Source organism: Streptomyces nogalater (assembly GCF_039532885.1).
Lineage (GTDB): Bacteria > Actinomycetota > Actinomycetes > Streptomycetales > Streptomycetaceae > Streptomyces > Streptomyces nogalater.
In genome coordinates, this window is record NZ_BAAASM010000022.1 from 1 (window position 1) to 25,325 (window position 25,325).

The following is a 25,325-nucleotide window of genomic DNA, read 5'->3' on the forward strand; positions in this document are numbered from 1 at the left end:
GCCGGACTCCACCTCGCCGCCATCTTCATCTGGTCGGCGAGGTGATCCGAAGGAAACGGCCTAGGCCCGGGCGGAGATCACGGGCGGAGCCGCAGTCGGGGCCGCAGCCGCGGTCCAGTCGGAGTTGGCGGTACTGGGGGAGACACACCCGCGCGACCGTGACTGCTTCTACTACCGCCCCCGCCGACATCGGCGAGGGCCGGCAGGAGGAAATCCGGGGCGGCGCTTGAAAGGGCCGGGCGTGCGGCCAGCGGGCGGGCACCGATCCTGACTGCCGCGCAACCCACCGATTCCTCCGGCTGCCGGGCGGGTTGACGGACACCTGCACGCGATCGTCCACAGGGCCGTGGTCGGCCTGAGGTGACGTAGCGGCCCCCGTTGTCGCGTCAGAACCGTGCGCGCAGCGGCGGCCCTTGTGCGTCAGCGGTGGCGGTCGTCCACGGGTTCACCGCCGAGGAGCGCGGGAAGCCCCGTCGGGGCAGGGTGACCGCATGAGTCCCCTGCCCCTACGGGGCTCGGTCGGCCGGGCGGCGGGTTACCGGACGCCCGGCCGAGGTCGTGCCGTGTGCGGCGCTCCCCGGCTCAGCCGAAGTTCACGTCGCTGCACCACATGTAGGCCTGGTCGAGGTGCGAGGCCTGCCAGATCACGAACAGGATGTGATGTCCGCTGTAGCCGGAGGTCTGGACGGGGAACGTGATGTCCTGCGCCGGGGCGAAGCGGCCGGTCTGCGTGATGAAGTCGAGGTTGCCCCAGCCCAGGGTCTGGGTCTTGGGGTCGAAGCCCTGCTTGCTCACGTAGACCTTGAAGTAGTCGGCACCGTGGGACGCCTGGTCGTACAGGTGGACCGAGAAGTTGTTGCCGACGGTGGTGGTCTTCCACGGCCCGGGCTTGTTCAGGCTGGCGTTCCGCGCGATGTTGTTGCTGCAGAGCGTCCCGTCGGGGGTCCGCGCCTGGAACTGGCCACCGAGGCCGTCGCGGAGTGCGCTCATCCAGTTCCACATGGTGTCGGGGTTGGCCTGGAACGCCTGCCAGCACATGGGGTCCTGGGTCTGCATGGCCGGGTTCGTGTGGTTGCTGCCCCACGTCTTCCAGCACTGGTACGCGCGGGAGGCGGGGTCGACGATGGTGCCGTGAGCCTGGGCGGGGGCCGACCAGGTCAGTGCGCCGACAACCACGGCGAACAGCATGGCGAGCGCCTGGAGAGGCCGGCGCAGGGACGACCGCGAACGCCCGCTTAACGGACTCTGTTTGCGCATGTGGGGGGAACTCCTTCCAGTTGCAAGGCTGTTATGGGAGCGCTCCCAACGGTAGGACTCCTGAGTGAAATGTCAATGAAACGAACAGAGTTGATCACAGGATTGGGTGGTGAGCAGCGAATCTGCCGTGAGCCGGGAGGGGGAGCGACGCTGCGGTGGAGGGCGATCAGGGGGGCCGGGCCTGCCGCGACCCCGCAGGACGCCCCTGCCACGCGCCACGGCCGCCGCGGCCGCGACCAGCCCCGACCCTGGCCCCACCCCACTCCGACCCCACCCCCGCCCCCACCCTGATCCCGGCCCCAGCCCTGACCCCGACCCCGGCCAGCGGCCACCAGTCACCAGCCACCGTCCCCCCGCCTCGCGACTCGCCATGAGTGCCGTTCATGAATCCGGCGTGCCGCTTGTTGGACTCTCGCCTCTGGAGGGTCGCACCATCGCACCATTCGGCGAGAGGGAAACGCCCGACGTCTAGGTGAGGAGTGGACTTGGAGCAGAAAGCGGAAAAGGCCGCGGAACCGAAGGCCCCGGCCCCGGCCCGATGGATGCCGGGGTTCCTGGCCCTGTCGCTCATCTGGGGGGCCAGCTTCGCTTTGATCAAAGTGGCCGTCAACGCGGACGTCCCGCCCATCTGGGTGGCGCTGTGGCGGTGTCTGTTCGGGGCGCTGGCCCTGGCGGCCATCTTGGTTGCGCAGCGTGCCGCCCTGCCGCGCGACCGGGCGACCTGGGGCCACGCCCTGGTGGTGGCGCTCTTCCTGAACTCGCTGCCGTTCGCGTTGCTCGCCTACGGTGAAACCCATGTGAGCTCGCTGCTGGCCGGCGTGATCAACGCGACGACACCCCTTACCACCCTGTTCTTCGTGCTGCTGCTGGTCCCACAGGAACAGCTGACGTCGCGCCGGCTGGTCGGCCTGTTCACCGGCTTTTGCGGGGTGCTGGTGGTGCTGGGCATCTGGAACGGGCTGGGCGACGCGACACTGACGGGTGCCGCCGCCTGTCTGGGGTCGACGCTGTGTTACGGGGTCGGGTTCGCCTACACCCGGCGGTTCTTCTCGGGTCGTCAGGGCTCCGCGGCCGCGCTGTCGACCACCCAGCTGGTGTGTGCCACGGCGCAGCTGGTCGTGGCCGCTCCGGTGATGGCCGGCGCGCCCGAATGGCCCGGCTGGCGCGCCGCGGTCAGCCTGCTGGCCCTCGGTGCCCTGGGCACCGGGGTGGCCTACATCCTCAACTTCCGGGTCATCCGGGAGGCCGGGCCGACCATCGCCTCCACGGTCACCTACGTGGTCCCCGTGTGGTCCACCCTGTTCGGCACCCTGCTGCTGTCGGAGCTGCTGAACTGGAACACCGTGGCCGGTGCCGTCCTGGTGGTCGCGGGCGTCCTGCTGACCCGGGGGCCGGGCCGCCGCCGCACGCCGGCGGCCGGGGCACCTGCCGCTGCCGCCGCGGAGCCCGGGCGGAAACTCAGCCGGTGACCGGGACGCCGCGGTGGCCGTCGGCGTCGGCGGCGGCCACCGCCGGCGCACGGGCCTCGGCCAGCCGCCGGACGGCGAGTTCGGCGAGCAGGGCGGCCCCGTCGGAGAGCACCGACTCGTCGAACGCCGCCTGCGGGGAGTGGTTGTAGGGCGCGGTCACCGGATCGCGGTCCGGTGGGCAGGCGCCGAGCAGCAGGTAGGCACTGGGCACCCGTTCGGCGACGTAGGAGAAGTCCTCGGAGCTGGACACCGGCCGCGGCAGTTCGGCGAACCGGTCCGCGCCCAGCAGCCCGCGGGCCACCGAGGCGGCGAAGGCCGTCTCCGCCGGGTCGTTGCGGGTGGCGGGATACCCTTCCGCCCATTCGACCTCGGCCCCGAGACCGTGCGCCTCGGCCACGCTGCGGATGGTCCGTACGGCGGCCTCGCGCAGGCGCCGTCGTGCCGCCGGGGTGAAGGAGCGCGCCGTGGCCTCGAAAGTGACCGTCTCGGGGATGACGTTGCCGGTCCGGCCGGCGTGGATGCTGCCGACGGTCACTACGACCGGGTCGAAGATGTCGAACTGCCTGGTCACCATGGACTGCAGGGCGAGGACGGTCTCACAGGCGACCGGTACGGGATCCTGCGCGCCGTGCGGGACGGAACCGTGCCCGCCGCGCCCTCGCACCGTCGCCCTGATGGTGTCGGAGGACGCCATCAGGGTCCCGGGGCGGGTGGCGATCACGCCGGAGGACAGTGACGCCGCGGCCACGTGCAGCGCGTAGGCGGCCACCGGCTGCTCCCCCGTGGTGTCGAGCACCCCTTCTTCGATCATCAGCCGCGCCCCGGCGCCTTCCTCCTCGCCCGGCTGGAACATCAGGACTACCGAGCCGTGCACCCGGTCCCGTCGGCGGTGGAGTTCATGAGCGGCGCCGACCAGCATCGCGGTGTGCAGGTCGTGCCCGCAGGCGTGCATGTGCGCACCGGTGGCCGCGGCGGGTGCCCCGCCCGGCTCCGCGATGGGCAGGGCGTCCATGTCGGCGCGCAGCAGCACCGTGGGACCCGGGTGCGCGCCCTCCAGCACGGCGGTCACCGAGCTGAGCCGGCGGCCGGTGGTGACGGCCAGCCCGAGCCCGGAGAGTGCCTCGAGCACCAGTGCCTGGGTGCGCGGCAGATGGAGCCCCGTCTCCGGCACTTGGTGCAGCGCCCGCCGCAGCCGGACCAGCCGGTGCTGCGCGGCCTTTGACCCGCGGCGGGCAGCGGCCGGGTCCGGCTCCGCCTTCGGTACGGGGCCTGGCCGGCGGCCGCCCGTCGTCGTCGCCGTCGCCGCTGCCTTCCCGGGAAGCGGGGTACGGTCCGATTCCGTCATCGGTCCGCCCGGGGCGGGCCGGTCCTGCCGAGGAATCCGGCGATGGCCTGCCTGACCTCGCCCGGCTTCTCCTCCTGGGGGAAGTCCCCGCATCCCGGCAGGACCACCAGTGTCGCGTCGGCGAGCAGGGACGCGAAGCGCCGCCCCGTGGACACGGGTACGAGCCGGTCCTCCTGCCCGAAGATCAGCAGCGTCGGCACGCGCAGGCCGCCGATCGGCCCGGCCAGCGCGTCGAAGGACTCCCCGTAGCTCAGCCGCAGATCGAGTCCCACCCGCGCCATCCGAGCCCCCTGACGCCGCAGTTGCCGGAAGTAGCGGTCCACCACGCCGGGCGCGGGCCGGTATCCCGGACCGTGCGCCGCCAGCCACCGCTGCTCGAAGACGCGGCGGGGGAAGATACGGGCGACCGCCGCCCCCAGCCACCGGTGGGCCAGCAACCGGTAGAGCGTCAGGTTGGCCTCGGCCTCGCCCAGCGCACCGGCAGCCATGAGTACCAGACGGTCGACGCGTTCGCCGCGCAGGGCGGCGAACCAGGCGGCGAGCGAGCCTCCCATCTGGCTGCCGACCAGCACGGCCTTGTCGATGTGCAGTTCGTCGAACAGCTCGTCGACGAGCCGGACACAGCGCTCGGCGTTCCACCCGGTGACCCGCGGGGCCGGCGACGCGCCGCTGCCGGGCAGGTCGAGGAGGATCACCCGGTACTCGTCGGTGAACTCCCGGTAGATGTCACGCCAGGTGAAGGCCGAGGTCAGGAAGCCGTGCAGGAAGACGAGCGGCGGCCCGTCACGCCGACCGGCCTCGTAGACGCACACCTGGGCGTCCGTCAGGTCCAGGAGGCGGCCGGCCCCCAGCTCCTGCGCTGTCGCCGTCACCGGTCGGCTCCGAAGAACTCGGTGACGATCTTGTTGAACGGCAGCGGCGCCTCCACCGGGGGTACGTGGGCGGCCGGCAGGAACTCCAGCGACGAGCCCGGGATGGCCGCGGCGAGCGCCTCGGTCACCGCGGGCGGGAACAGCATGTCCTCCGCTCCGCCGATCACCAGCGTGGGCACGCGCACGGTGCCGAGCGCACTCTGCAGGTCGTGCTCGCGGGCCTGACCGTAGATGCTTCGCAGTGCGGCGGTGGTGTACTGGTCGAACATGGCGCTGCGCAGCGGCCCCTCCATGCGTGTCATCCGGTCCCAGCCGGAGGCGGAGAACAGGAAGCTCTTCAGCACTTCCCAGAAGTTCGGCAGGTCCTCGCGTTCCAGGAAGCCGTAGAGCATTTTCAGGAAGATGCCCGTGGAGTTCCCGGGCCGGCCGAAGGTGGCGGCCAGTCCCAGCCGGCTGACCCGCTGCGGGTGGCGCAGGACGAAATGCTGGGCCACGAGGCCACCGTGGGAGAGCCCGAGCACCGAGGCCTCGGGCAGGTCCAGGATGTCCAGCAGGCGGGCCAGGTCGTCGGCGTGCTCGGCGTTGGACGGGAAGCCGTCCTGCGCGGACGGCGAGTCGCCGAAGCCGCGCATGTCGTAGGTCAGCACGGTGAAGTGCTTCGACAGCTCGGAGGACTGGCGCATCCAGGTACCGGCCAGGGTCGACAGCAGGACGAGCGGCCGGCCCTCTCCCTGGAGTCGGTAGCTGATCCGGCCGTTTCGGAGATCCGCGGTCTGTCGTGCCATGGTCATCCCCTCACGCTGAGCCACTGGGCCCGGTTGCCGTACATCTCCTCGATCTTGTGGCGGCGGGGCTTGGCCGTCTCCGTCATGCAGCCGTCCTCGACGGACGGCATGCGGTCCACCACCGAGAAGGAATGGATGCGTTCCCATGGATGCAGGTGCTGGTTCACCGCGCTGAGCATGGTGCGGCACTCCTCCTCGATCCTGACGCCCTCGGCGGCGGCGGGATCGAAGAAGAGCAGGGCCCCCAGGTGTGAGGCGTCGGTCTTCATGACGGTGCACAGTCCGGCGCCGGTGGCGGCCGCCGCGGCTTCCTCCAGCGGCCGCACGAAGACCTTCTCCCCGTTGGCCAGGGCCACGAAGTCCCGCATGCGCCCGTACACGGTCAGGTAGCCGTCCGCGTCGAGGACTCCGGCGTCTCCGGTGGGCCACCAGGCGTCGCGGTCGCGGACCACGGGGATGATGCGGGAGCCCAGCAGCTCCCCGTAGCGGAACGGGGTGGGGGTGCGGACGAGGATCTCACCGGTCGCCGGGTCGGTCCGCACCTCACCCCACGGGATGGGGCGTCCGACCGTGCCGGTCCGGGTCGCACCGGGAACGTTGAGGCCGATCATGCCGAGCTCGGTGGTGCCGTAGACCTCGTAGACGGGCACTCCTGCGGACCGCAGATCCGTCAGCAGCGCCGGATCCGTCGGCGCGCTGCCCACGAAGACCGCTTTGAGCGCCGGGCCGAAGACCGAGGCGTAGGCCTTCGTCATACCGCCGTCGCTGTCCGCAACGCCCTGCCTGCGTGCGATCTCCCGGGCCCGTTTGTGCAGGTGCTGCAGCGACCGCGGGACGGCGACGTGGAGCGTGGGGGACAGCTCGCCGCTGTCCGCCGCGATGTGCGCCGGATCGGTGAGGACGAAGTCCATGCCCGCGCCGAGGCCCCAGTACAGCATCATGCGCTGCGGCAGGTGGGACAGCGGCAGATAGAGCAGCAGCCGGTCCCCGCCCCCGAAGTCGTAGAGCTCGGCGAAGCGGTCCATGGTGTACAGCAGAGGAGCGGAGTGGACCGCGAAGAGCTTCGGTTCGGACAGGGTGCCGCTGGTCGAGACGATGGTGAAGGGACCGTCGCCGCGGTCCGCGATCTCGAACGCCGCGCGGCCGCCGGAGGCCGCACCGAGCAGCTCCGCGACCGACGGCGCGCTGCCGTCGCCGTCGGCCAGATACACCACGTCCAGCCCTGCGGCGCGGAATTCCGCGGCGCAGTCCGCACGGTCGGTGAGCACCATCCGGCAGCCGGCTTCACGGGCCACGGACACCGCCCGGTCCTTGGGGGCGCTGGGATACAGCGCCACCGACACCGCCCCGGTGACCAGGACGGCGAGATCGGCCAGGACCCACTCGTACGACGTCGTCCCGTGGATCGCCACCCGGTCGCCGGGGGAGACGCCCCGCTGCCGCAGAGCGGAAGCGAGCAGCAGGGCGTCACGGTGACAGTCCGGGTAGGAGACCGGCGTCAGGGTCCCACCGCGCCGGCACAGCAGGGTACTGGACCGCTTCTGCGGCATGGCGGCGACGATCTCGGTGAGGGAGCAGTGTGTGTTGTCCGCCGGTCCCATGCTCAGCCGATCCGCGGGGCCGCCGCGGCCAGGTCGGAGGATCCCCGCTCCAGTGCGTCGGTGAACAGCTGGGCGTAGGCACGCAGGGTGTACTTCCAGGCGGCGACCATCACGGTGTAGGCCTCGGAGTCCTCGGCGCAGCGCAGGAACCCCTTGCGCACCGTCTCGATGTGCTCCTGGTCCTCCGTGGAGTGCACCTTGAGGAAGGACAGGGCGTCCTTGGCGAACTCGTACTGCCGCATCGCTGCGGCGACCTTGGGCGCGAGCGCGGCACCGAGCCCTTCCGTCGCGGCGGCGAACCCGATGATGCCGACCGGATTGCCGGCGCGGGCCAGGTAGTGGTTCTGGCCCACCATGGTCCAGGTGCCGAGCCCCGGGATGGTGCCGAGGTACGTGTCGGGGTCGTAACCCATCTTCTTCAGGTCGCGCACGCACAGGCGGTTGTGGTGGCGCTCGTCCCGGGCCAGGTCGAGGAACCAGTCCTGCAGCCATTCCTCGTCGCTGTGTGCCGCGGCGGCCGACAGGAAGTACGGCGTCTGGGTGACCAGGTGGTAGGTCTCGCGCAGATAGGCCGCGTAGACGGCGGGAGTCAGGGTCCCCTTCATGATGCTTTCGACGAACGGGTGCTGCTCGATGTAGTCCGCCTGAACCCGCGCGGCTTCAGCGACCGCCCGCTGGTACGGATCCGCCGCCATGTCACACCTCCAGAAGGCCGAGCTTGGACATCGTCTCGTTGAACCGTTCACGGGTGCGCGGGATGTAGTCGTCCTGGACGAATCCCTGGTCGATCGCCCACGAGATCGTCTGGGACAGCTCACCGCCGAGGTAGTTGTCGAGGTGCTCCTGGTACCACTTGCAGTACTCGATGCCGCGGCGCCTGGTCTCCTCGCTCTCGTCGAGCAGCCGCTTGGCCACGGACACACCGAAGCCCATGTGGCGCCGCTCCTCGCGCTCGATCCTGCTGAACTCCGGGAAGTACTCCGGCTTGTTCCGGCCGAGCTGGTGGAGCTCCTCCATGGCCAGCACGCCTTCGGCGTAGAGGTTCAGGCCGATGAGGACCTCGATCTCGTCCTCGCTCTCGTACAGCTTGCGGAAGCGCCGGTCGATGTCGTCGATGCGGTACTTGCCGTGGTCGAACCCGTCCCACGGCATGCCCAACCGCTCGACACCCTCCCTGAACAGCCGCGCGTGCACGATCTCGTCGGACGCGTGGTGCAGCAGGTACTGCTTCTCGCGCAGGTCGTCCCGCCGCGGTATCCAGCGGGCGCAGAGATCGATGATCTCCAGCTCCGAATAGTAGAAGTTCACGTAGACCGTCAGCACCAGGTCCCAGGCGTTCTTGCCGTGCTTCTCGATGATCTCGTCCCTCAAGGTGGGCGTGCTCATGGCGCTGTCTCCTTCACTCGGTGCGGGGCGGCACCTCGGCGAAGACGTCTTCCACGTCAATCGACAGGGCCTTGAGGAACCGGCTGGTGAGGTTGTACGTGCCGATGGCGAGCACGATGTTGACGATCTCGCTCTCGCTGAAGGTGCTCCGCAGGCGCTCCCGGAGCTCGTCGGTCGTGCCGTCGGGGTCCTTGGTCAGGGCGTCGGCCAGCTCAAGGATGAGTGACTCCCGGGGGTCGAACATCCGCTGCTGGGCGACCGAGTCACCGATGGCCCGGATCTCGTTCTCGTCCATCCCGGCCCGGCGTGCCGAAGCGCTCATGTGCGCGATGCAGTAGGTGCACTCCTGGGCCTTCGCGGTGCCGAGCGCCGCCAGGGCCCGCAGCCGGGAGCCGATCACGGGGGAACTGTAGACCTGGGCCCAGAAGGGCACGAAGGCCTGCAGAAGGTCGGGGCAGTGCGCCATCGCCCGCAGGATGTTGGGGACGAAACCGTACTCCTTCTCCACGGCGGCGAAGACGGAGCGTACCTCGGGGGAGGCGTCGCCGTCCTGCTGGAGGGCAACCAGTGCCATGTGTCGCTCCTTGTCGATCGACGGTGCGGTCAGTCGCCGGCGGACGTCTTCGGGGCGAGCACGCCGAAGGCGATGGCTTCGTGCACCAGTGCCCTGGCCCGGTCGGCCTGCTCAAGTTCCTTCTCCACCAGCAGGTTGACGAGTTCCTCGGCGGACCGGGTACCGTCCGCGAGGTTCATCAGGGCGGACACCGCGGGAGTGACGGGCATGCCGGAGCCGGCGGGCGGACGCAGCACGGGCGCGGGCCGCAGATGCGCTCCGTCCACCGCGAGGTCCTCCACGACGCCGGTCCCGTCGGCCAGGGTGACCGGCAGCTGCCAGTCGACGTTCACGCCGGCGGACTTGCCCTCGAAGATGCCCTCGATGGTGGTGCGCAGCTCGTCGGGCACGTCCAACTGCGCCAGATACCTCCGGTACCACGAACGGTGCTGGAAGGCCCCGGCGATCAGGGAGATGAAAGCTTTCTCCGGCTCGATGCCGGGTACGTCGAACTGGCTTCGCGCGTGCCAGAAGTAGGACTCCTTCGACCCTCCGTGCCCGGCGTAGAGGAAGTAGACCTGGGCGCGCAGCCGCTCGAATTCCTTGCGGTACGCCTCCTCGTAGAAGTCCAGCACCCTGTCCCGGCCGATCTCCGGCTTGTCCAGGATGGTGTTCACCGACACCGCGGCCAGGTAGCCGCTGAGCATCGACAGGTGCACACCGGTCGAGAAGAGCGGGTCGATGAAGCAGGCCGCGTCACCGACGGCGATATAGCCGTTCCCGCTGAACCGGTCGTAGATGTACGACCAGTCGCGCTGGGCGCGGACCTTCTCCCTCTGCTCGGCGTTCTTCAGCCTCCTGGCCAGCTCCGGCGTCCGCAACAGGCAGTCGTGGTAGAAGAGTTCGAGGCCGGAGTCCTTGTGCTTCAGGTAGGCCTGACGGTCGACGACGACTCCCACGCTCGTGATGTCGTCGCGCAGCGGGATGAACCACCACCAGCCCTCGTCGAAGGTGGGCAGGAAGGTGTTGCCGGCGTCCAGGCCCTCGGGACGCTCGGCGCCGCGCCAGTAGGTCCACAGTGCCATGTTCTTCAGGTAGGGATCCCACTCCTGCTGGTGCAGGCGCCTGGTCACCAGACCGCCCTGGCCCGAGGCGTCGACGATCCAGCGCGCGGTCACCGATCCCTTGCCGCCGCCTGCCTCGTCGGTGTAGTCGACTCGGGTGGTGCCGTCGTCACCGATGGCGAAGTCCGTGACCCGGTGCTGCTCACGGGCGTCGACGCCGTGCTCACGGGCGTTCTCCAGGAGGAGCTGGTCGAAGGCACCCCGTTCGACCTGGTACCCGTAGTCGTACGGCATCGCGAGGGCGTCCTTGAAGTAGACCGTCCAGGGCTCGCGCCGCTCGCCCCACACCCACTCGACGCCGTACTTCTTGATGTACCCGCCCGACTCCAGCTTCTCCAGAACACCGATCTTCTTGAGCAGGTCGGCGGTCCCCGACAGCAGTGACTCCCCGATGTGGTAACGCGGGAATTTTGCCGACTCGAACAGAATGACGCGCTTTCCGGACTGGGCGAGCAGGGTACTCGCCATGGAGCCTCCGGGCCCGCCACCGATGACCACGACGTCGTATTCGGCTGTGTCGTCCCTCATTTTTCCGCCCTTAATTGCTCAGTGGTGCACGTTGATGACTTCGTCGTACTCCATGAGATAGCGGTAGAACGGTGCCTCGGTTCGGAACGGCCGCGAGAAGAGTTCCGCAACGCGCAGCAGGAGAGCGATACTCCGCCCGGAACCCTCCAGTTCCGTGTCGATGAACTCCTTTCCGGTCTCCTCGAAACCGAGCGCGACGAGCGGCCCGATGGGGGTCGTGGTGGTCTCGGTGAACAGGTCGGCCACGATGTGGGTGACGTCGTGGACGACGCACCAGTGGATGCACCCCTTGACCAGGGCGGCGAGCACCCCGTACGGCATCTGCTCGTACCGCCGGTTGCGGAACTCCGGCAGGATCATCAGACGCTGGCACTCCATGAGCCGTCGTCGGGGGGCCCGCAGCTCGTCGATGGCGACGAACTGCTCGATGGGCAGGCCCCCGGTCCCGTCCTCGACGAGTCGCATGGTGCCGACCACGGTGCCTTCGACGCGGGCGAGGAGGTAGGTGGACCGGTCGTCGTAGCGGTCCTTGTGGCGGGGTCCGTCCGCCGGGGGGAGCCAGCCGCACTCGTCGCCGTACACCGCTTCCCACAGCGAATCCACGGCTTCGAAGTCCGCCTCGCTGGAGGCTGTATAGAGGAAGAACGGCTGATTCGGATCCTTGGGTTTTCGTGGAATTCCCAGCCCGATGGAACCTTGGCTGATCTGCCTTTATCCGCTGGTCGGTTCGAGCGCGCGGAACGTGCGGAAACGCCTGATTCCGAGTTGCTTTCCATGATCACCACACACGTGTCGTCCGGGGCACTTGAAATGACCTTGGTGACGCTGCGGCAGGATGAGCGATCTCGCGCTTGATTGGAATTCCAGGAGACTAACGGCCTGCTGCGCGGATCAGCAAGGGAAGGCGAGCGGGCATGGTGTGGCATTCGGCCAACCCCGTGCCGCGCCATGCAGCGGACACCTGGTGGAAGCGGCAGCCCAGGCTTGTGGCAGAAGAACAGGACAGCACAGGCGTGTGGCAGAAGAACAGGGCAGCACGGTTCGACCGATCAGGGTAGACGCGCTACCGGCCGTCACGCACGAGGGCCCGGCGGCACGGTGTCCGGCCAGGCCGGTGCCGCCCCCGGCCGCTGCCATCGGCGACACGGAGACCGGCCCGGCTGCCACCGGCACGGATCGACGCCATGTCCTTGACGCGGTGTCGCGGATACGAGCAGACTGCCAGAACCCTCCCGAACGGCATGCTCCCCCTCAACGCCCGACCGCCCGGGCCGCACTGCGCCGCCACACGCCGGGACCTTTCGGACGCGCTCGTCGAGGAGACGGGCGCTGCTGCACAACCGCCGACCACAGCCGACCACCCGGCCCATGTCTTCCGCCCGACGCGTCAACGTGTGCGACCACCGTGTCCGGCGGCGCGGCAGCAGACGGACCACGGCCACCGGCCAGGACGTGCTCGCCGCAAGGCATGACCGCTGCTCACCAAGCCGGTCACGATCGTTCGTATGCCGCGGTCGGGATCGCGTCCCGTCACACCGTCGGCGCCTGCGAGACCCCGGACACCACCAGCCGCTCCGTTCGCGCGCAGGCGGCGGACCGAGAGGCGACCGGCCGGGTCCGCACAGGCAGTGCCCCGCCCGCCGGGATCGCCGCGGAAATCGCGCCGGTGTCCTGGCCGGTCACCAGGTGCTGTCGGCACCAGCTCGCGAGGATCTCGGCCAGCGGGTGCCAGGGACGGTCCAGCGGACCGGTCAGGGTGAGGCTGCGGGTGACGGTCTGGGCCAGCGGCACCATGACCAGCTGGTGGTCCAGCATCGTCGCCGTCAGGCCGGGCACGACCGACACGCCGATTCCGCTGCGGACCATGCTGAGCAAGGTCCCCATGTCCCGTACCCGGTGGCCCTCGGGCAGGGGCCTGCGTGCCAGTCGGTACGCCTGCCGGACGTACTTCTCGCAGCCCCCGGTCGACACGATCAGGGGGTCGTCGTCGAGATCGGCGACATCGATCCGCGACTCGGCGGCGAGCGGGTGGTCCCGTCGCAACAGCGCCTGGAAGGTGTCGGTGGACAGCAGTACGCCCTGCTTGGACGGTCGGCCGACGAGGACCGACAGCTCGACGGCGCCGCACCGCAGCCACTCCTCGACCTCGCTGTCGTCGCCTTCCAGGAGCACCACGTTCAGCCGCGGGAACGCTTCCTGCCAGCGCGCCAGGAGGGTCGGCAGGATGCCCTGGCAGGCCGTTGGCGGGGCGGCCATCCGTACCGTCCCGGACGGTTGCCGGTTGCGCCGGGCCGTCAGTTCGCAGATGGCCGCGTGCGCGGCCACGGCCTGCCGGGCCGGAGCGAGGATCTGCTCACCGAACGCCGTGGGGCGGGGCCGACCGGTGCGGACCAGTACGGACGTGCCTAGGGAACGCTCCAGCGCGGCCACCGAGTGCGACACCGCCGACTGGCTGATACCGAGCTCGTCCGCCGCACCGCTGAAGCTGCCGCTGTCGAGGACGGCGAGAAAAGCGCGTAAGTGCGTGATGCCGACGTTCATGAAAGCCTCTCAGCTGGCCCGGCAGATCATTCAAAACCCTCATGATGCTGCAGGCCAGAACGGGTCGCAACCACGGCCGGGGAGGGCACGCCCGAGCCCGCGAACCTCCGGCCGCGCGCTGCCGGGGCCGCTCACCGCCGGCGCGGGCGGCGGCCCGAGTCGACAGAAGACACGAGTGAGGTGGCAGTGAATGACCAGCAGCCCGGTTCGGTCACTCCTCGTCGATCCGGCACCGCACTGCTCCACTGCTCCAGTTGCCGGCCCGTGGGCTGAGCCGCCTGGCTGCCTGGCCGCATGGGCCAGGCAGCCACGGGGCGTGGCGAGATCCTGGAGGAGGGCGGGCGTCCGATGGTCCGGGTGGACGCGTCGATGACTGGGCCGGCGTGCCGCCGACGGTGATCCGGTGGCCGGAGTGCCGCCGACGGTGAGCCGGTGACCGGCGTACCGCGCAGGTGTCAGTGGTCCGCCGGGTGGCGACGGTGCCCGGTGCGGCGCGGGCCGTGGCGGCAGGCCGCGCTTCGAGGTCAGCCGGCGGTCAGCGTGGTCCACTTCTGGTTGGTGCCGCCGGTGCAGTCCCACAGCTGGAGCTGCGTGCCGTTGGCGGTGGAGAAGCCCGGAACGTCGAGGCAGCGGCCGGAGGCGGCATTGCGGTAGCCGCCGTTGTAGGGCTGCCAGACCTGGTTGGCGCCGCCGTGGCAGGACCAGATCTGCACCTTGGTGCCGTTGGCCGTGCCCCCGCCGGCGGCGTCGAGGCACTTGCCCATGGAGCGGAGGGTGCCGTCGGTGTAGGCGGACCACACCTGGTTGGCGCCGTTGCCGCAGCTCCAGGTCTGGACGGCGGTCCCGTCGGCGCTGTTGGCGCCGTTGACGTCCAGGCACTTGCCGGCGATGCCGGACTGCACGCGCGTCGGGGCGGGGGCGGGGTTCTTCAGCCATCCGGCGTTGTCCGCCGACTGGATGCCGCGGTAGAAGGCGTCGGCCATCTTCTGGTAGCCGGCGTCGTTGGGATGCAGAGGGTCGGCGAGGTCGGCCGTGGTCAGGCTGCTCATGTCCACGTACGCGACGTGCTTGCCCGCGGCCCGCGCGTCATCGACGATGCGGGAGGCGGCCTGGTTGTACGCGCCCCGGAACCGCTCCTCCGAGGCACTGGTGGACACGACCAGGGAGGCGACGAGGACGGTCGCGTCGGGGACGTCGGCGGTGACCTGACCGACCAGCGACCTCAGCCGGGCGATGGCGGTGTCGGCTTCGGAGGCCCCCTGGAGGTCGTTGGTTCCGATGTGCAGCGTCACGACGTTGGGCCGGTAGCGGGTCAGCGAGGCGTCGGCGAGTGCGGCGATCTGGTCGATCCGGTATCCGGAGTGGCCTTCGTTGTCGGGGTCCGGCATCGAACCGTTCCGCAACGTGCCTACGAAGTCCAGCGGATGGCCGTCCGCCGCGAGCTTGTTCCACAACGGCCCCCGATAGCCGTTGCCCGTGCTGCCTCCCACGCCCCAGGTTATGGAGTCGCCCAACGGCATGAGACGCAGGGGTGTGTTCGAGGCGGCGGAGGCAGGTGGCGTACCGGCCGCCAGGACTCCGAGCGCGGCAGCGACAAGGGTGACCAGGGTGAGAATCCAGGTCTTTCTCATGCAGACGTCCTCTTCTGACTCTTCTGGGAGCGATGGCTGAGGCGACGGGGGCTGTACGCCGTTCATGCAGGCGGCTCGGCCGTAGCGCTGTCCCGTCGGCGTTGCACGGTGGCCCGGTCAGCCGGTCGGCGGGTCGGGGCTGCTCCGGGTTGGCATATCCGTGTGCCGTTCTCCTTGCGTGGGCCGTCGGTTGCTGTTGCTCGCTTCGTGTGTGCGGAATGACCGGGTCGGCTCATAAGTTCGTGATATCGAACACCGGTTGACCTATCGAGCAACCTGGATGATAGGCGGTCGAGGGAACTCGTCAATCCTTCCTGCATCATTCGTCTCTCGATTCGAAACATTCGCGGTGGGCTACGCCTCCACTTCTATGGGCGCAATGGGGTAAAGCCCGAGTTCGGCGCCCATATGCGACCCTGGTGGGCTGGGTGGTGAAGTCCGGAGGGTGGGCGGTGTTGACATGTTCGGAGGTCTCTCTAGCATCCATGAGGATCCAACTTTCCGAATGCCGTTCGAAATTGCGAACCTCGCTTCAGTTCGATGTCATGAGCCTGACATCCCAGCCACCACCCCCTGCACCACCACCGCCCCGCACCACTCCGCCCACCACCCCACGCGTCACCCGCCGCCGCTCACGGCGTGACGTTCCCACGGGAAAGGAGCCCCTGATGCCCAGACGATCAGGCGGACGACTGCTCCGCCTCCTCGCGACCGCCGTGCTGACGGTCACCGCGTCCCTCACGGCCGCCTCGCATTCCACCGCCTCGGCCGCGCCGGGCAGCCCGGCCCTCACCCCGCCGCTGGGGTGGAACAGCTGGAACAGCTTCGGGTGCGGGATCACCGAGGCCCAGGTCCGCCAGGCCGCCGACGCGATGGTGTCCTCCGGTATGCGGGACGCCGGCTACCGGTATGTGGTGGTCGACGACTGCTGGTTCGACCCGCAGCGTGACGCGCAGGGCAACCTGCGGGCGAATCCCACCAAGTTCCCCAGCGGGATGAAGGCGCTCGGGGACTACATCCACGGCAAGGGCCTGAAGTTCGGCATCTACCAGGTGCCGGGCGAGCGGACCTGCGCGCAGGCCACGGGCTCCTATCCGGGGTCGACCGGCAGCAAGGGCCACGAGGCCCAGGACGCCGCCACGTTCGCCTCGTGGGGCGTGGACTACCTCAAGTACGACTGGTGTTCCTCCAGCGGCACCCGTGAGGAGCAGGTCGCGCGGTTCACGCTCATGCGCGACGCCCTGCGCGCCACCGGCCGTCCGATCGTCTACAGCATCAACCCCAACAGCCTGCACGCCATCACCGGCGCCACCTACGACTGGGGCCAGGTCGCCGACCTGTGGCGGACGACCGAGGACCTGCTCGACATCTGGCAGAACGGCAACACCAACAGCTACCCGATGGGCGTCGGCAACGTCCTCGACGTCACCGCGCCGCTGGCGGCGCAGTCGGGCCCGGGGCACTTCAACGACCCGGACATGCTGGTCGTCGGCCGCCCCGGCCTGTCGCTGACCGAGTCCCGGTCCCACTTCGCCCTGTGGGCCCTGCTGGGAGCCCCGCTCATGGCCGGCAGCGACATCCGCACCATGTCCGCCGACGTGAGTGCCGTCCTGCGCAATCCGCGTCTGCTGGCGGTGAACCAGGACCCGCTGGGCGCGGGCGGGCGCAGGGTGCGCGACGACGGAGCCACCGAGGTGTTCGCCAAGCCCCTGTCGGACGGTTCGGTCGCGGTGGGACTGTTCAACCGGACAGCGGGCGCCGCGACCGTCACCGCTTCGGCCGCGCAAGTAGGCCTGACCGGCGGCCCGTTCACCCTCACCGACCTGTGGACCGGCGCTACGTCCAACACGTCCGGGCCCATCTCGGCGAACGTCCCCGCGCACGGCGTGGCCGTGTTCCGGGTGACCGGGGGCAGCCCGCTGGCGGCCACCACCTCGCGTCTGCGGGGCGGCGCGTCCGGCCGCTGCGCCGACGTGGACAACGCTTCCACGGCCGCCGGCGCCACGGTGCTGCTCTGGGACTGCCACACGGCCGCGAACCAGTTGTGGACCACGTGGGCGGGCGGCGAGATCCGGGTCTACGGCGACAAGTGCCTGGACGCCTACGACCAGGGAACGACCAACGGCACCCGGGTCATCACCTGGCCCTGCAACGGCCAGGCCAACCAGAAGTGGACCCTCGCCCCCGACGGCACGATCCGCAACGTCCACGCCGGCCTGTGCCTCGACACCACCGGCGCGGGCACCGCCAACGGCACCCCGCTGGCCCTGTGGGCCTGCGACGGCCGGACCTCCCAGAAGTGGTCCCGCCCATGAGCGACCCCGCCTACCGGCCGACAGCTCGGCCGTCCGTCAACGTCCCGAGGAGGCCACGATGACGATCCCGGTTCGGCTGTCGTCCGCCGCCGGCACGAGACTCAGCCGGGCAGTCGCCTGGACCATGGGTCTTCTGCTGGCGTTCGCCGTCGTCCCCGCCGCGCTGCGGCCCACGCCGGCCAGGGCCGACAACCCGATCGTGCAGCACGTCTACACCGCGGATCCGGCCCCGCTGGTCCATGACGGACGGGTCTACCTCTACACCGGGCACGACGAGGACGGCTCCACCTACTTCACCATGAAGGACTGGCGTGTGTGGTCCTCCGCCGACATGGTCAACTGGACCGACCACGGCTCACCGCTCAGCCTGGCCACCTTCAGCTGGGCGTCCGCCGACGCCTGGGCGGGCCAGGCCGTGCAGCGCAACGGCCGGTTCTACTGGTACGTGCCGGTGAAGAACCGGGCCACCGGCCGGATGGCCATCGGCGTGGCCGTGTCGAACAGCCCCACCGGCCCCTTCCGGGACGCCCTCGGCCATCCCCTGGTGGAGAACGGCGAGATCGACCCGACCGTCTTCATCGACGACGACGGCCAGGCCTACCTGTACTGGGGCAACCCGAACCTGTGGTACGTCAAGCTGAACGCCGACATGACCTCCTACTCGGGCGGCCCCACCAAGATCCCGCTCACCACCGCGGGGTTCGGCACCCGCACCGGCGACCCCAACCGCCCCACCCTGTACGAGGAGGGACCCTGGGTCTACAAGCGGAACGGCCTGTACTACCTGGTGTTCGCGGCCAAGTGCTGCTCGGAGTTCATCGCCTACTCCACGGCGCCCGGTCCGACCGGGCCCTGGACCTACCGCGGCACGGTCATGCCCACCCAGGGCGGCAGCTTCACCAACCACCCCGGGATCGTTGACTTCAAGGGCAATTCGTACTTCTTCTACCACAACGGTGCGCTGCCGGGCGGCGGCGGCTTCACCCGCTCGGTCGCGGTGGAGCGGTTCTCCTACAACGCCGACGGCACGATCCCGACCATCGGCATGACCAACGCCGGCGCGCCGCAGATCGGCACGCTCAACCCGTACGTACGCCAGGAGGCCGAGACGATCGCCTGGGGATCCGGGATCGAGACCGAACCGGCCGGCGAAGGCGGAATGGACGTCGGCTGGATCGACAACGGCGACTACATCAAGGTCAAGGGCGTGGCCTTCGGACCGGGCGCGTCCTCCTTCACGGCGCGCGTGGCCTCGGGCAGCGGCGGCGGCACCGTCGAACTGCGGCTGGGTTCCCCGGGCGGGACGCTCGTGGGCCGGTGCGGTGTGCCGCACACCGGTGGCTGGCAGACCTGGACGTCGGTGACCTGCCCGGTCGGCGGCGCCACCGGAACCCAGGACCTCTACCTGCGGTTCACCGGCGGCAGCGGCTACCTGCTCAACGTCGACTGGTGGCAGTTCACCCCCGCCACGTCCTGACCTGACACAGGGCGATGCCCCGACAGAAGGGAGCCGCACGATGACAAGGACGAGATCCCTCTCATGGACCGCCCTGCTCGTGGTGCTGACGGTCCTCGGCATGGCCGGCACGGCCCTGGGCGCAGCCGCTGCCGCACCCCTCGGCGCCGCTGCCGCGAGCCCCGGATGCGGCAAGGCCCCGACCCTGACGAGCGGTACGTACACGATCCAGAGCAGCGGCAAGAACCGGAGCTTCATCCTGAAGATGCCCGACGGCTACGACCCCGGCCGCGCCTACCGGCTGGTGTTCGGGTTCCACTGGCTGGGCGGCACCTCCACCGACGTCGCCACCGGCCGCACCGTGGACACGGGCACCTGGGCCTACTACGGGCTCCAGCGACTGGCGGACAACAGCGCCGTCTTCGTCGCCCCCCAGGGTCTCAACAACGGCTGGGCCAACACCGGAGGGGAGGACATCACCTTCGTCGACGACATGATCCGGCGGATCGAGGCGGACCTGTGCGTCGACCAGACACAGCGCTTCGCCCTGGGGTTCAGCTACGGCGCCGCCATGTCGTACTCGCTCGCGTGTTCCCGCGCGACGGTCTTCCGCGCGGTCGCGGTCCAGAGCGGCGGGGTGCTCAGCGGATGCGGCGACGGCACCCGGCCCATCGCCTACCTCGGAGTGCACGGCCTCAGGGACAGCGTCCTCGGCATCTCCGGCGGACGGGCGATGCGGGACCGGTTCGTCAGGAACAACGGCTGCACCCCGCAGAACCCGCCCGGGCCGGCCCAGGGCAGCCTGACCCACCGGGTCACCGCCTACTCGGGCTGCTCGGCCGGGCACCCGGTCGTCTGGGCCGCGTTCGACGAAGGGCACATCGCCGCTCCGCAGGACGGGGCCCCGGGCGACAGCGGCTCCAGGACCTGGCTGCCGCAAGAGATATGGACGTTCTTCACACAGTTCCAGACGTCCACCCCGCCCCCGGGTACGACGGCCTGCCAGGTCGCCGGCACCGTGAACGCGTGGAACACCGGCCTGACCGCGAGCCTCACCGTCACCAACACCGGCACGACCGCGATCGACGGCTGGTCTCTCGCCTTCACCCTGCCCGAGGGCCAGACCATCACCTCCGGCTGGAACGCGGACTACTCGCCCGCCTCCGGCCGGGTGACGGCCAGGAACGTCTCTCACAACGCCACCATCGCTCCCGGCGCGTCGGTCGCCATCGGCTTCCAGGCCACCCACAGCGGCAACACTGCCGCCCCGGGCTCCTACGCCCTCAACGGCGCGGCCTGCGCGACCACGGGGAGCACGCCGCAATGACCGGAGGCCACTGAGCGATAACCGGTGCACGCCCGCCGCGCACCGGTTCCTCCTGGGCCCTACCGCGCACTCCGACAGGAGGCCGCTTCGCCGGACTTGTCGCAGCGAACAAGCCATTCACCTGGCGAGTCGACACCGTATTTTGGGATCGCCGGCCGAGCACGGCCGACGAGCAGCTAGGATCACGGCATGGTTACGGCTCGGTCGTCCTGGCGCGTGGTCAGGGCCCGCTCTGCTGCGGGTCCGCTGCCGCACGTGGTGGCCCTGGCCGTGCTCCTGTTCGGCATCCTGATGGCACACGGGGTGCACGTGGACGGTGACAGGGACCACCTCCCCATCAGCACAACGGCCAACGCGGCCCTGCCGGCAGACGGCCCTCGCGCCGCGATCCTGGAGCCCGTGTCGTCCTTCGCGACGGAACACGAGTGCCGTCATGGCGGCCACGAGCCCTGGCATCCCGGTGAACAGTGCTTCCCGGGGCAGCCCCAGCAAGGTTCCGCCCTGGCATCGCCCTGTTGTGCGGCGCCGGTGCGCGCATCGACGAGTGCCGACCCCGCCTCGACGCTTCGAGGCCCGGCCGCAGGCAGGACCATAGACCAGGCGTACCCCCCGGCTCCAAGAGCAGCCTCCGTGGTGCGCCAGGTCTAGGAGTACGAAGTCCGCCAGCCGGTCTGCCGGTTGTCACCGGTCCGGGCCGACTGTTTCCGCGCGACGAGCGTCGTATCCCGTGCTCAGGACGGGCGTCCCGTTCGTCGAACCGTCCTGCCCCCACCCCATGTTCGCGCCTCGCTCCGTCCTTCCCCGCCGGAGACGTGGCAGCAACACGGAGGACCTGTGCCGACACATCTCTGCCCGCCCGCACCCGCCTCACCGGCCCGCGGCGGCTCGGTCCGGCGGCGCCGGCCCGACCCGGTGATCCGCGGCATCCTCGTGGTGGCGCTCATGCTGTGCGCCGTCATTCATCACCTGCCGCAGGAAACACCCCGGGCGGTGGCCGTACCCGCCGCCGCATCCTCGATGGCCGTCAACGGCGACCCTCATGGGCCGCACGTCCCCCACGAGGCGGAAGACTGCGCGGCTGCCGTGATCGTCCGTACGGTGGGCCAGCCGACGGTGGGATTGTCCCCCGCTGCCACGGTCCTGATCGTGCTCGTCGCCGTGCCCCCGGCGAGGGGAAGCCCCCTCCTACGGCATGTGTCTCGCAGACGTCGCCGCACGCGAACCGGCCGCCTGGCGCTGGTCCGTACGTCCCGGTGGCGGATCTAGACCACTCGCTCGCAGCCGGCCGACCACCCCGGCTGCCGCGCACCCATGACCCCGGCCGCGGACCCACGGCCCGCCCGTCGCCATGGGACGCGAGATGAACCGCATCGTGCATTCACCGAGCGAGAGTGACACCACAAACATGCATGCATTGACCAAGGCCGCGGCCACCTCGGGCCAGTCCGCACTGTCCGGCCTGGTGGGCGACACCCCGCTGCTGTGGGTGTCGGAGCCGCTGGCCCCGGCCGGGCGCGGCTTCTGGGCGAAACTCGAAGGTTTCAACCCCGGCGGCATCAAGGACCGGCCGGCCCTGCACATGGTCGAGCGGGCCCGGACCCGTGGCGACCTGCGGCCCGGCGGACGGATCATCGAATCCACCAGCGGGACCCTGGGCCTGGGGCTGGCACTGGCCGGGATGGCCTACGGCCACCCGGTCACCCTGGTCACCGACCCGGGACTGGAACTGCCCATGACCCGCCTGCTGACCGCCTACGGTGCCCAGGTCAACGTCGTCTCCGAGCCCCATCCCACGGGCGGCTGGCAGCAGGCCCGCCGCGAACGCGTGCAGCGGCTGCTCGAACAGCATCCCGGCTCCTGGTGCCCGGACCAGTACAACAACCCGGACAACGTCGCCGCCTACACCCCGCTGGCCCTCGAACTCGCCGTCGAGCTGGGCCACATCGACGTGCTGGTATGCAGTGTCGGCACCGGCGGCCACTCGGCGGGCATCTCCCGCGTCCTGCGGCAGCTCTGCCCGGAGCTGACCGTCGTCGGCGTCGACACCACCGGCTCGACGATCTTCGGGCAGCCCGCACGCCCCCGCCTGATGCGCGGGCTCGGATCCAGCATCTACCCCCGCAACGTCGCCTACGAGCAGTTCTCCGAAGTGCACTGGGTCACCCCGCACGAGGCCGTGTGGACCTGCCGCCAACTGGCCGCCTCGCACTACGCCACCGGCGGGTGGAGTGTCGGCGCGGTCGCGCTGGTGGCGGGCTGGCTGGCCCGGACGATGCAGGCGGGCGCGCGGATCGCCGCCGTCTTTCCCGACGGACCGCAGCGATACCTCGGGACGGTCTACGACGACGACTACTGCGCCGCCCACGGCCTGCTGGACTGCCCACCGGCGCCCGAACCGGAGGTGATCGGCCGCCCGGACGAGAAGGAGGCCACCAGCTGGACCCGGTGCACCACCGTGCTCGACCCCCTCACCGCGCGGGGCGCGGGGCGCGGGGCCGCCGGGGACCCTGCGGGCGCCGAGTCCGCCCCGTTGGAGGAGGGCCGGTGAAGGGACTGCTCACCCAGGTCCGGTCCTACGAACGCGGCGCCAGGCTGTTGATGGTGAACCAGTTCACCATCAACCTCGGGTTCTACATGCTGATGCCCTACCTGGCCGCCCACCTGTCCGGAACGCTGGGACTGGCCGGCTGGACCGTGGGACTCGTCCTCGGGGTGCGCAATTTCAGTCAGCAGGGCATGTTCCTGGTCGGCGGGACGCTCGCGGACCGGCTCGGCTACAAGCCGATGATCGTCGCCGGGTGTGTGCTGCGCACCCTCGGCTTCGCGACCCTCGGGCTGGTGGATTCGCTGCCCGCGCTGCTCGCCGCCTCCGCGGCCACCGGACTGGCCGGGGCGCTGTTCAATCCGGCGGTACGGGCCTATCTCGCGGCAGACGCGGGGGAGCGCAGGGTGGAGGCGTTCGCTCTGTTCAACGTCTTCTACCAGGCCGGGATCCTGCTCGGCCCGCTGGTGGGCATGGTGCTCACCGGGGCGGATTTCCGCGTCACCTGCCTGGTGGCGGCGGGGATCTTCGCCCTGCTCAGCGTCGTGCAACTGCGCGCCCTGCCTGCCCGGCGGGCTGACGACGCCAGGCACCAGCGGAGCGACGGCGCTCCGGGCGTACTCGCCCAGTGGCGGGGCATTCTCGCCAACCGGCCGTTCCTGCTCTTCTCCGTCGCCATGATCGGCTCCTACGTCCTGTCCTTCCAGGTGTATCTCGCGCTGCCGTTGGAGGTGCGCCGGCTCGGCGGCGACGGGGAGTTCGGCACGGCGGCGGTGGCGGCCCTCTTCGCCGTCTCCGGGCTGAGCACGATCCTCGGCCAGACACGGGTGACGGCGTGGTGCAAGGCGCGGTACGAACCCGGGCAGGCGCTCGTGCGCGGGCTGACGGCCATGGGCCTGGCCTTCGTCCCGCTGCTGTCGGCGACCGCCGTGCCCGTGCCGGAGTCCGGGATCGGACTGTGGCTGCTCGCGGCGGTGCCGCCGACGGTCGCCGCGCTGCTGCTGGCAGCAGGCACGATGATCGCCTATCCCTTCGAGATGGACACCATCGTCCGTCTCTGCGGTGACCGCCTCGTCGCCACCCACTACGGGCTGTACAACACGATCTGCGGCATCGGCATCACCCTGGGGAACCTGGGCACGGGCGCCGCCCTCGACGCCGCCCGCACGGCCGGGATGGCCGCACTGCCGTGGATCACCCTGTCCGCGCTCGGCCTGACCTGCGCAGCCGCCCTGTACGGTCTGCACCGTACCGGGCGACTGGCGGCGCGGCCCGCGTCCGGGCCGGTGCCCGCCACCGCCTGACCCACCGGCCCTCCGGCCCGGGGCGGGCATCCCAGGGTGCCCGCCCCCACTGCTCCCTCTCCGGGGGCCGCCCCGTCGCGACGCCGGCTCCGCAGGACGCGGCGAAGGCGGTAACCCCCGGGCCCCCGGCGAGCGGGCATCCGGGAGTGCGGAAGGTTCGTTCAGGCGGAGGGGCGGGGCTTGCGGCGGCGCAGTGCGAAGACGGTGCCGCCACCGGCGGCGATCAGCACGGCGGACGCGCCGACGACCGTCGCGGTGCCGTCGGTCGTGCCGGTCTCGGCGAGGTCGGAGCCCCTGGCCGCAACCGATGGCGCGCTGTTGGTCCGCATGGTCTTGTCGATCCAGCCCGCGTAAGCGGGCGCGCTGGTGTAGAGGCCGGGGCCCTGGGAGCACGGCACCTTCGGGGCGCCGGGCCCCGAGGTGACGCCGACCAGCTCCCAGCGACCGTCCCGTCCCTTGTGGACCTGCGGTCCGCCCGAGTCCCCGAAGCACGCCATCGCCTTGGGCACGGTGGTGACCGTGCACAGCCGGGTCCGGTCCGCGTAGCCGGGTGCGCACTCGGACTCGGCGCCCCTGCGGGTGCTCAGCTCCTGCAGCCGGTCGGGGAACTCGAACCCGGTGTCGACGGTGGTGCCGAAGCCCAGGATCCGGGTCGGTGTGCCGGGCGGCCCCACCTGCTCGGCGATCTCGATCGGTTGCCGGGCGACCGCGCGGTCCAGGCGTATGAGCGCGATGTCGTTCTTGTTGGCGGCCTTGTCGTCACCGTTCACATAGCCGGGGTGGACGAAGGTCCGGTCGATCTTCCGTACGGTGCCGCCGGACGTGCGGTGTTCGCTGCCGATCCGCACGATGCCGGCCAGTTCGAGACCTTCGCCCCGTACGCAGTGAGCCGCCGTCAGCACCCATTGCCGATCGATCAGCGATGCCCCACAGTTGCCGTCGTGCAGGCCCTGGTCCGGGGCGGACGCCGGGATGACCGCCATGAACGGATAACTCCCGGTGGAGTCGGTCCCGTTGACGATGGCTCCGGCGCTGCCGGACAGGACGGTGACACAGGCCGCGGCGGCGAGGGCGCCGACTGCGGCGGTGCGGGCGGTACGGTGGCGCGGCGGCGCGAAGCTGAACACAGAGGGTTCCCTTTGTTGCTCGGTGGGTCCGTAGGCGTCCAGCCTGGCCGGGCGAGGTCTGCCGCGCCATCCGGGCAACGGGCCTGGCGAGGGTGTGGCCAGCCCCCCTTCCGCACGGGGGGAGAACCCGGGGGGCCGGCGCGCGACCGGGCCGCGCGGACC

At 70.4% G+C, this 25,325-nt stretch carries 19 protein-coding genes; 6 read left to right on the plus strand and 13 right to left on the minus strand.

All coding sequences use genetic code 11. The features are described from left to right. Positions 1–582: 582 nt before the first annotated feature. Positions 583–1,257 carry a lytic polysaccharide monooxygenase auxiliary activity family 9 protein gene (locus tag ABD350_RS17280; RefSeq protein WP_465270412.1) on the minus strand — a complete coding sequence of 225 codons (675 nt, stop codon included), beginning with the start codon at positions 1,255–1,257 and terminating at the stop codon, positions 583–585. 485 nt (positions 1,258–1,742) lie between these two features. Between ABD350_RS17280 and ABD350_RS17285 the strand changes: the two genes are divergently transcribed. Next, complete coding sequence (locus ABD350_RS17285) at positions 1,743–2,726, plus strand: DMT family transporter (protein ID WP_344349016.1); 984 nt, start codon at positions 1,743–1,745, stop codon at positions 2,724–2,726. Here ABD350_RS17285 and ABD350_RS17290 read toward each other — a convergent pair. From ABD350_RS17290 to ABD350_RS17340, 11 genes are all read right to left on the minus strand, one after another. Continuing rightward, positions 2,716–4,071 (minus strand): M20 metallopeptidase family protein, encoded by a 1,356-nt coding sequence (locus tag ABD350_RS17290; RefSeq protein WP_344349017.1) that lies wholly within the window; start codon positions 4,069–4,071, stop codon positions 2,716–2,718. The two genes, ABD350_RS17285 and ABD350_RS17290, sit on opposite strands and share 11 nt — an antisense overlap. Further along, positions 4,068–4,943 carry an alpha/beta fold hydrolase gene (locus tag ABD350_RS17295; protein WP_344349018.1) on the minus strand — a complete coding sequence of 292 codons (876 nt, stop codon included), beginning with the start codon at positions 4,941–4,943 and terminating at the stop codon, positions 4,068–4,070. The genes ABD350_RS17290 and ABD350_RS17295 overlap by 4 nt, the downstream gene beginning before the upstream one ends. Next, positions 4,940–5,728 carry an alpha/beta fold hydrolase gene (locus ABD350_RS17300; RefSeq protein WP_344349019.1) on the minus strand — a complete coding sequence of 263 codons (789 nt, stop codon included), beginning with the start codon at positions 5,726–5,728 and terminating at the stop codon, positions 4,940–4,942. The genes ABD350_RS17295 and ABD350_RS17300 overlap by 4 nt, the downstream gene beginning before the upstream one ends. Before the next feature lie 2 nt (positions 5,729–5,730). Continuing rightward, on the minus strand, positions 5,731–7,329 hold the full coding sequence (locus tag ABD350_RS17305; RefSeq protein ID WP_344349020.1) for an AMP-binding protein: 1,599 nt from the start codon (positions 7,327–7,329) through the stop codon (positions 5,731–5,733). A gap of 2 nt (positions 7,330–7,331) precedes the next feature. After that, entirely contained in the window at positions 7,332–8,024 is a 693-nt protein-coding gene (locus tag ABD350_RS17310) for an iron-containing redox enzyme family protein (RefSeq protein ID WP_344349021.1), read from the minus strand. 1 nt (position 8,025) lies between these two features. Next, a complete protein-coding gene (locus ABD350_RS17315; protein WP_344349022.1) occupies positions 8,026–8,715 on the minus strand; it encodes a ferritin family protein in 690 nt (229 codons plus the stop codon). Between the two features lie 13 nt (positions 8,716–8,728). Continuing rightward, positions 8,729–9,289, minus strand: a complete 561-nt coding sequence (locus ABD350_RS17320; RefSeq protein WP_344349023.1) for a carboxymuconolactone decarboxylase family protein — start codon at positions 9,287–9,289, stop codon at positions 8,729–8,731. A gap of 29 nt (positions 9,290–9,318) precedes the next feature. After that, positions 9,319–10,920 (minus strand): NAD(P)/FAD-dependent oxidoreductase, encoded by a 1,602-nt coding sequence (locus tag ABD350_RS17325; protein WP_344349024.1) that lies wholly within the window; start codon positions 10,918–10,920, stop codon positions 9,319–9,321. A gap of 18 nt (positions 10,921–10,938) precedes the next feature. Next, a complete protein-coding gene (locus tag ABD350_RS17330; RefSeq protein WP_344349091.1) occupies positions 10,939–11,625 on the minus strand; it encodes an N-acyl amino acid synthase FeeM domain-containing protein in 687 nt (228 codons plus the stop codon). Between the two features lie 825 nt (positions 11,626–12,450). Continuing rightward, positions 12,451–13,461, minus strand: a complete 1,011-nt coding sequence (locus ABD350_RS17335) for a LysR family transcriptional regulator (protein WP_344349025.1) — start codon at positions 13,459–13,461, stop codon at positions 12,451–12,453. A 524-nt stretch (positions 13,462–13,985) separates the two neighbouring features. After that, positions 13,986–15,092, minus strand: a complete 1,107-nt coding sequence (locus ABD350_RS17340; RefSeq protein ID WP_344349026.1) for a ricin-type beta-trefoil lectin domain protein — start codon at positions 15,090–15,092, stop codon at positions 13,986–13,988. 668 nt (positions 15,093–15,760) lie between these two features. Here ABD350_RS17340 and ABD350_RS17345 point away from each other — a divergent pair. The 5 genes from ABD350_RS17345 to ABD350_RS17365 all read left to right on the plus strand — a co-directional run bounded on the left by ABD350_RS17345 (position 15,761) and on the right by ABD350_RS17365 (position 24,036). Continuing rightward, the gene (locus ABD350_RS17345) at positions 15,761–17,407 is read left to right on the plus strand and encodes a glycoside hydrolase family 27 protein (RefSeq protein ID WP_344349027.1); all 1,647 of its coding nucleotides are present in this window, start codon (positions 15,761–15,763) and stop codon (positions 17,405–17,407) included. 124 nt (positions 17,408–17,531) lie between these two features. Then, the gene (locus ABD350_RS17350) at positions 17,532–18,884 is read left to right on the plus strand and encodes a glycoside hydrolase family 43 protein (protein WP_344349092.1); all 1,353 of its coding nucleotides are present in this window, start codon (positions 17,532–17,534) and stop codon (positions 18,882–18,884) included. A gap of 40 nt (positions 18,885–18,924) precedes the next feature. Continuing rightward, complete coding sequence (locus ABD350_RS17355; protein ID WP_344349028.1) at positions 18,925–20,190, plus strand: CE1 family esterase; 1,266 nt, start codon at positions 18,925–18,927, stop codon at positions 20,188–20,190. Between the two features lie 1,405 nt (positions 20,191–21,595). Next, positions 21,596–22,738 carry a PLP-dependent cysteine synthase family protein gene (locus ABD350_RS17360; protein ID WP_344349029.1) on the plus strand — a complete coding sequence of 381 codons (1,143 nt, stop codon included), beginning with the start codon at positions 21,596–21,598 and terminating at the stop codon, positions 22,736–22,738. Beyond that, a complete protein-coding gene (locus tag ABD350_RS17365) occupies positions 22,735–24,036 on the plus strand; it encodes an MFS transporter (protein WP_344349030.1) in 1,302 nt (433 codons plus the stop codon). Before ABD350_RS17360 ends, ABD350_RS17365 begins: the two co-directional genes overlap by 4 nt. A 161-nt stretch (positions 24,037–24,197) precedes the next feature. Here the strand turns inward: ABD350_RS17365 and ABD350_RS17370 are convergent, their stop codons facing one another. Further along, a complete protein-coding gene (locus tag ABD350_RS17370) occupies positions 24,198–25,163 on the minus strand; it encodes a trypsin-like serine protease (RefSeq protein ID WP_344349031.1) in 966 nt (321 codons plus the stop codon). Positions 25,164–25,325 lie beyond the last annotated feature (162 nt).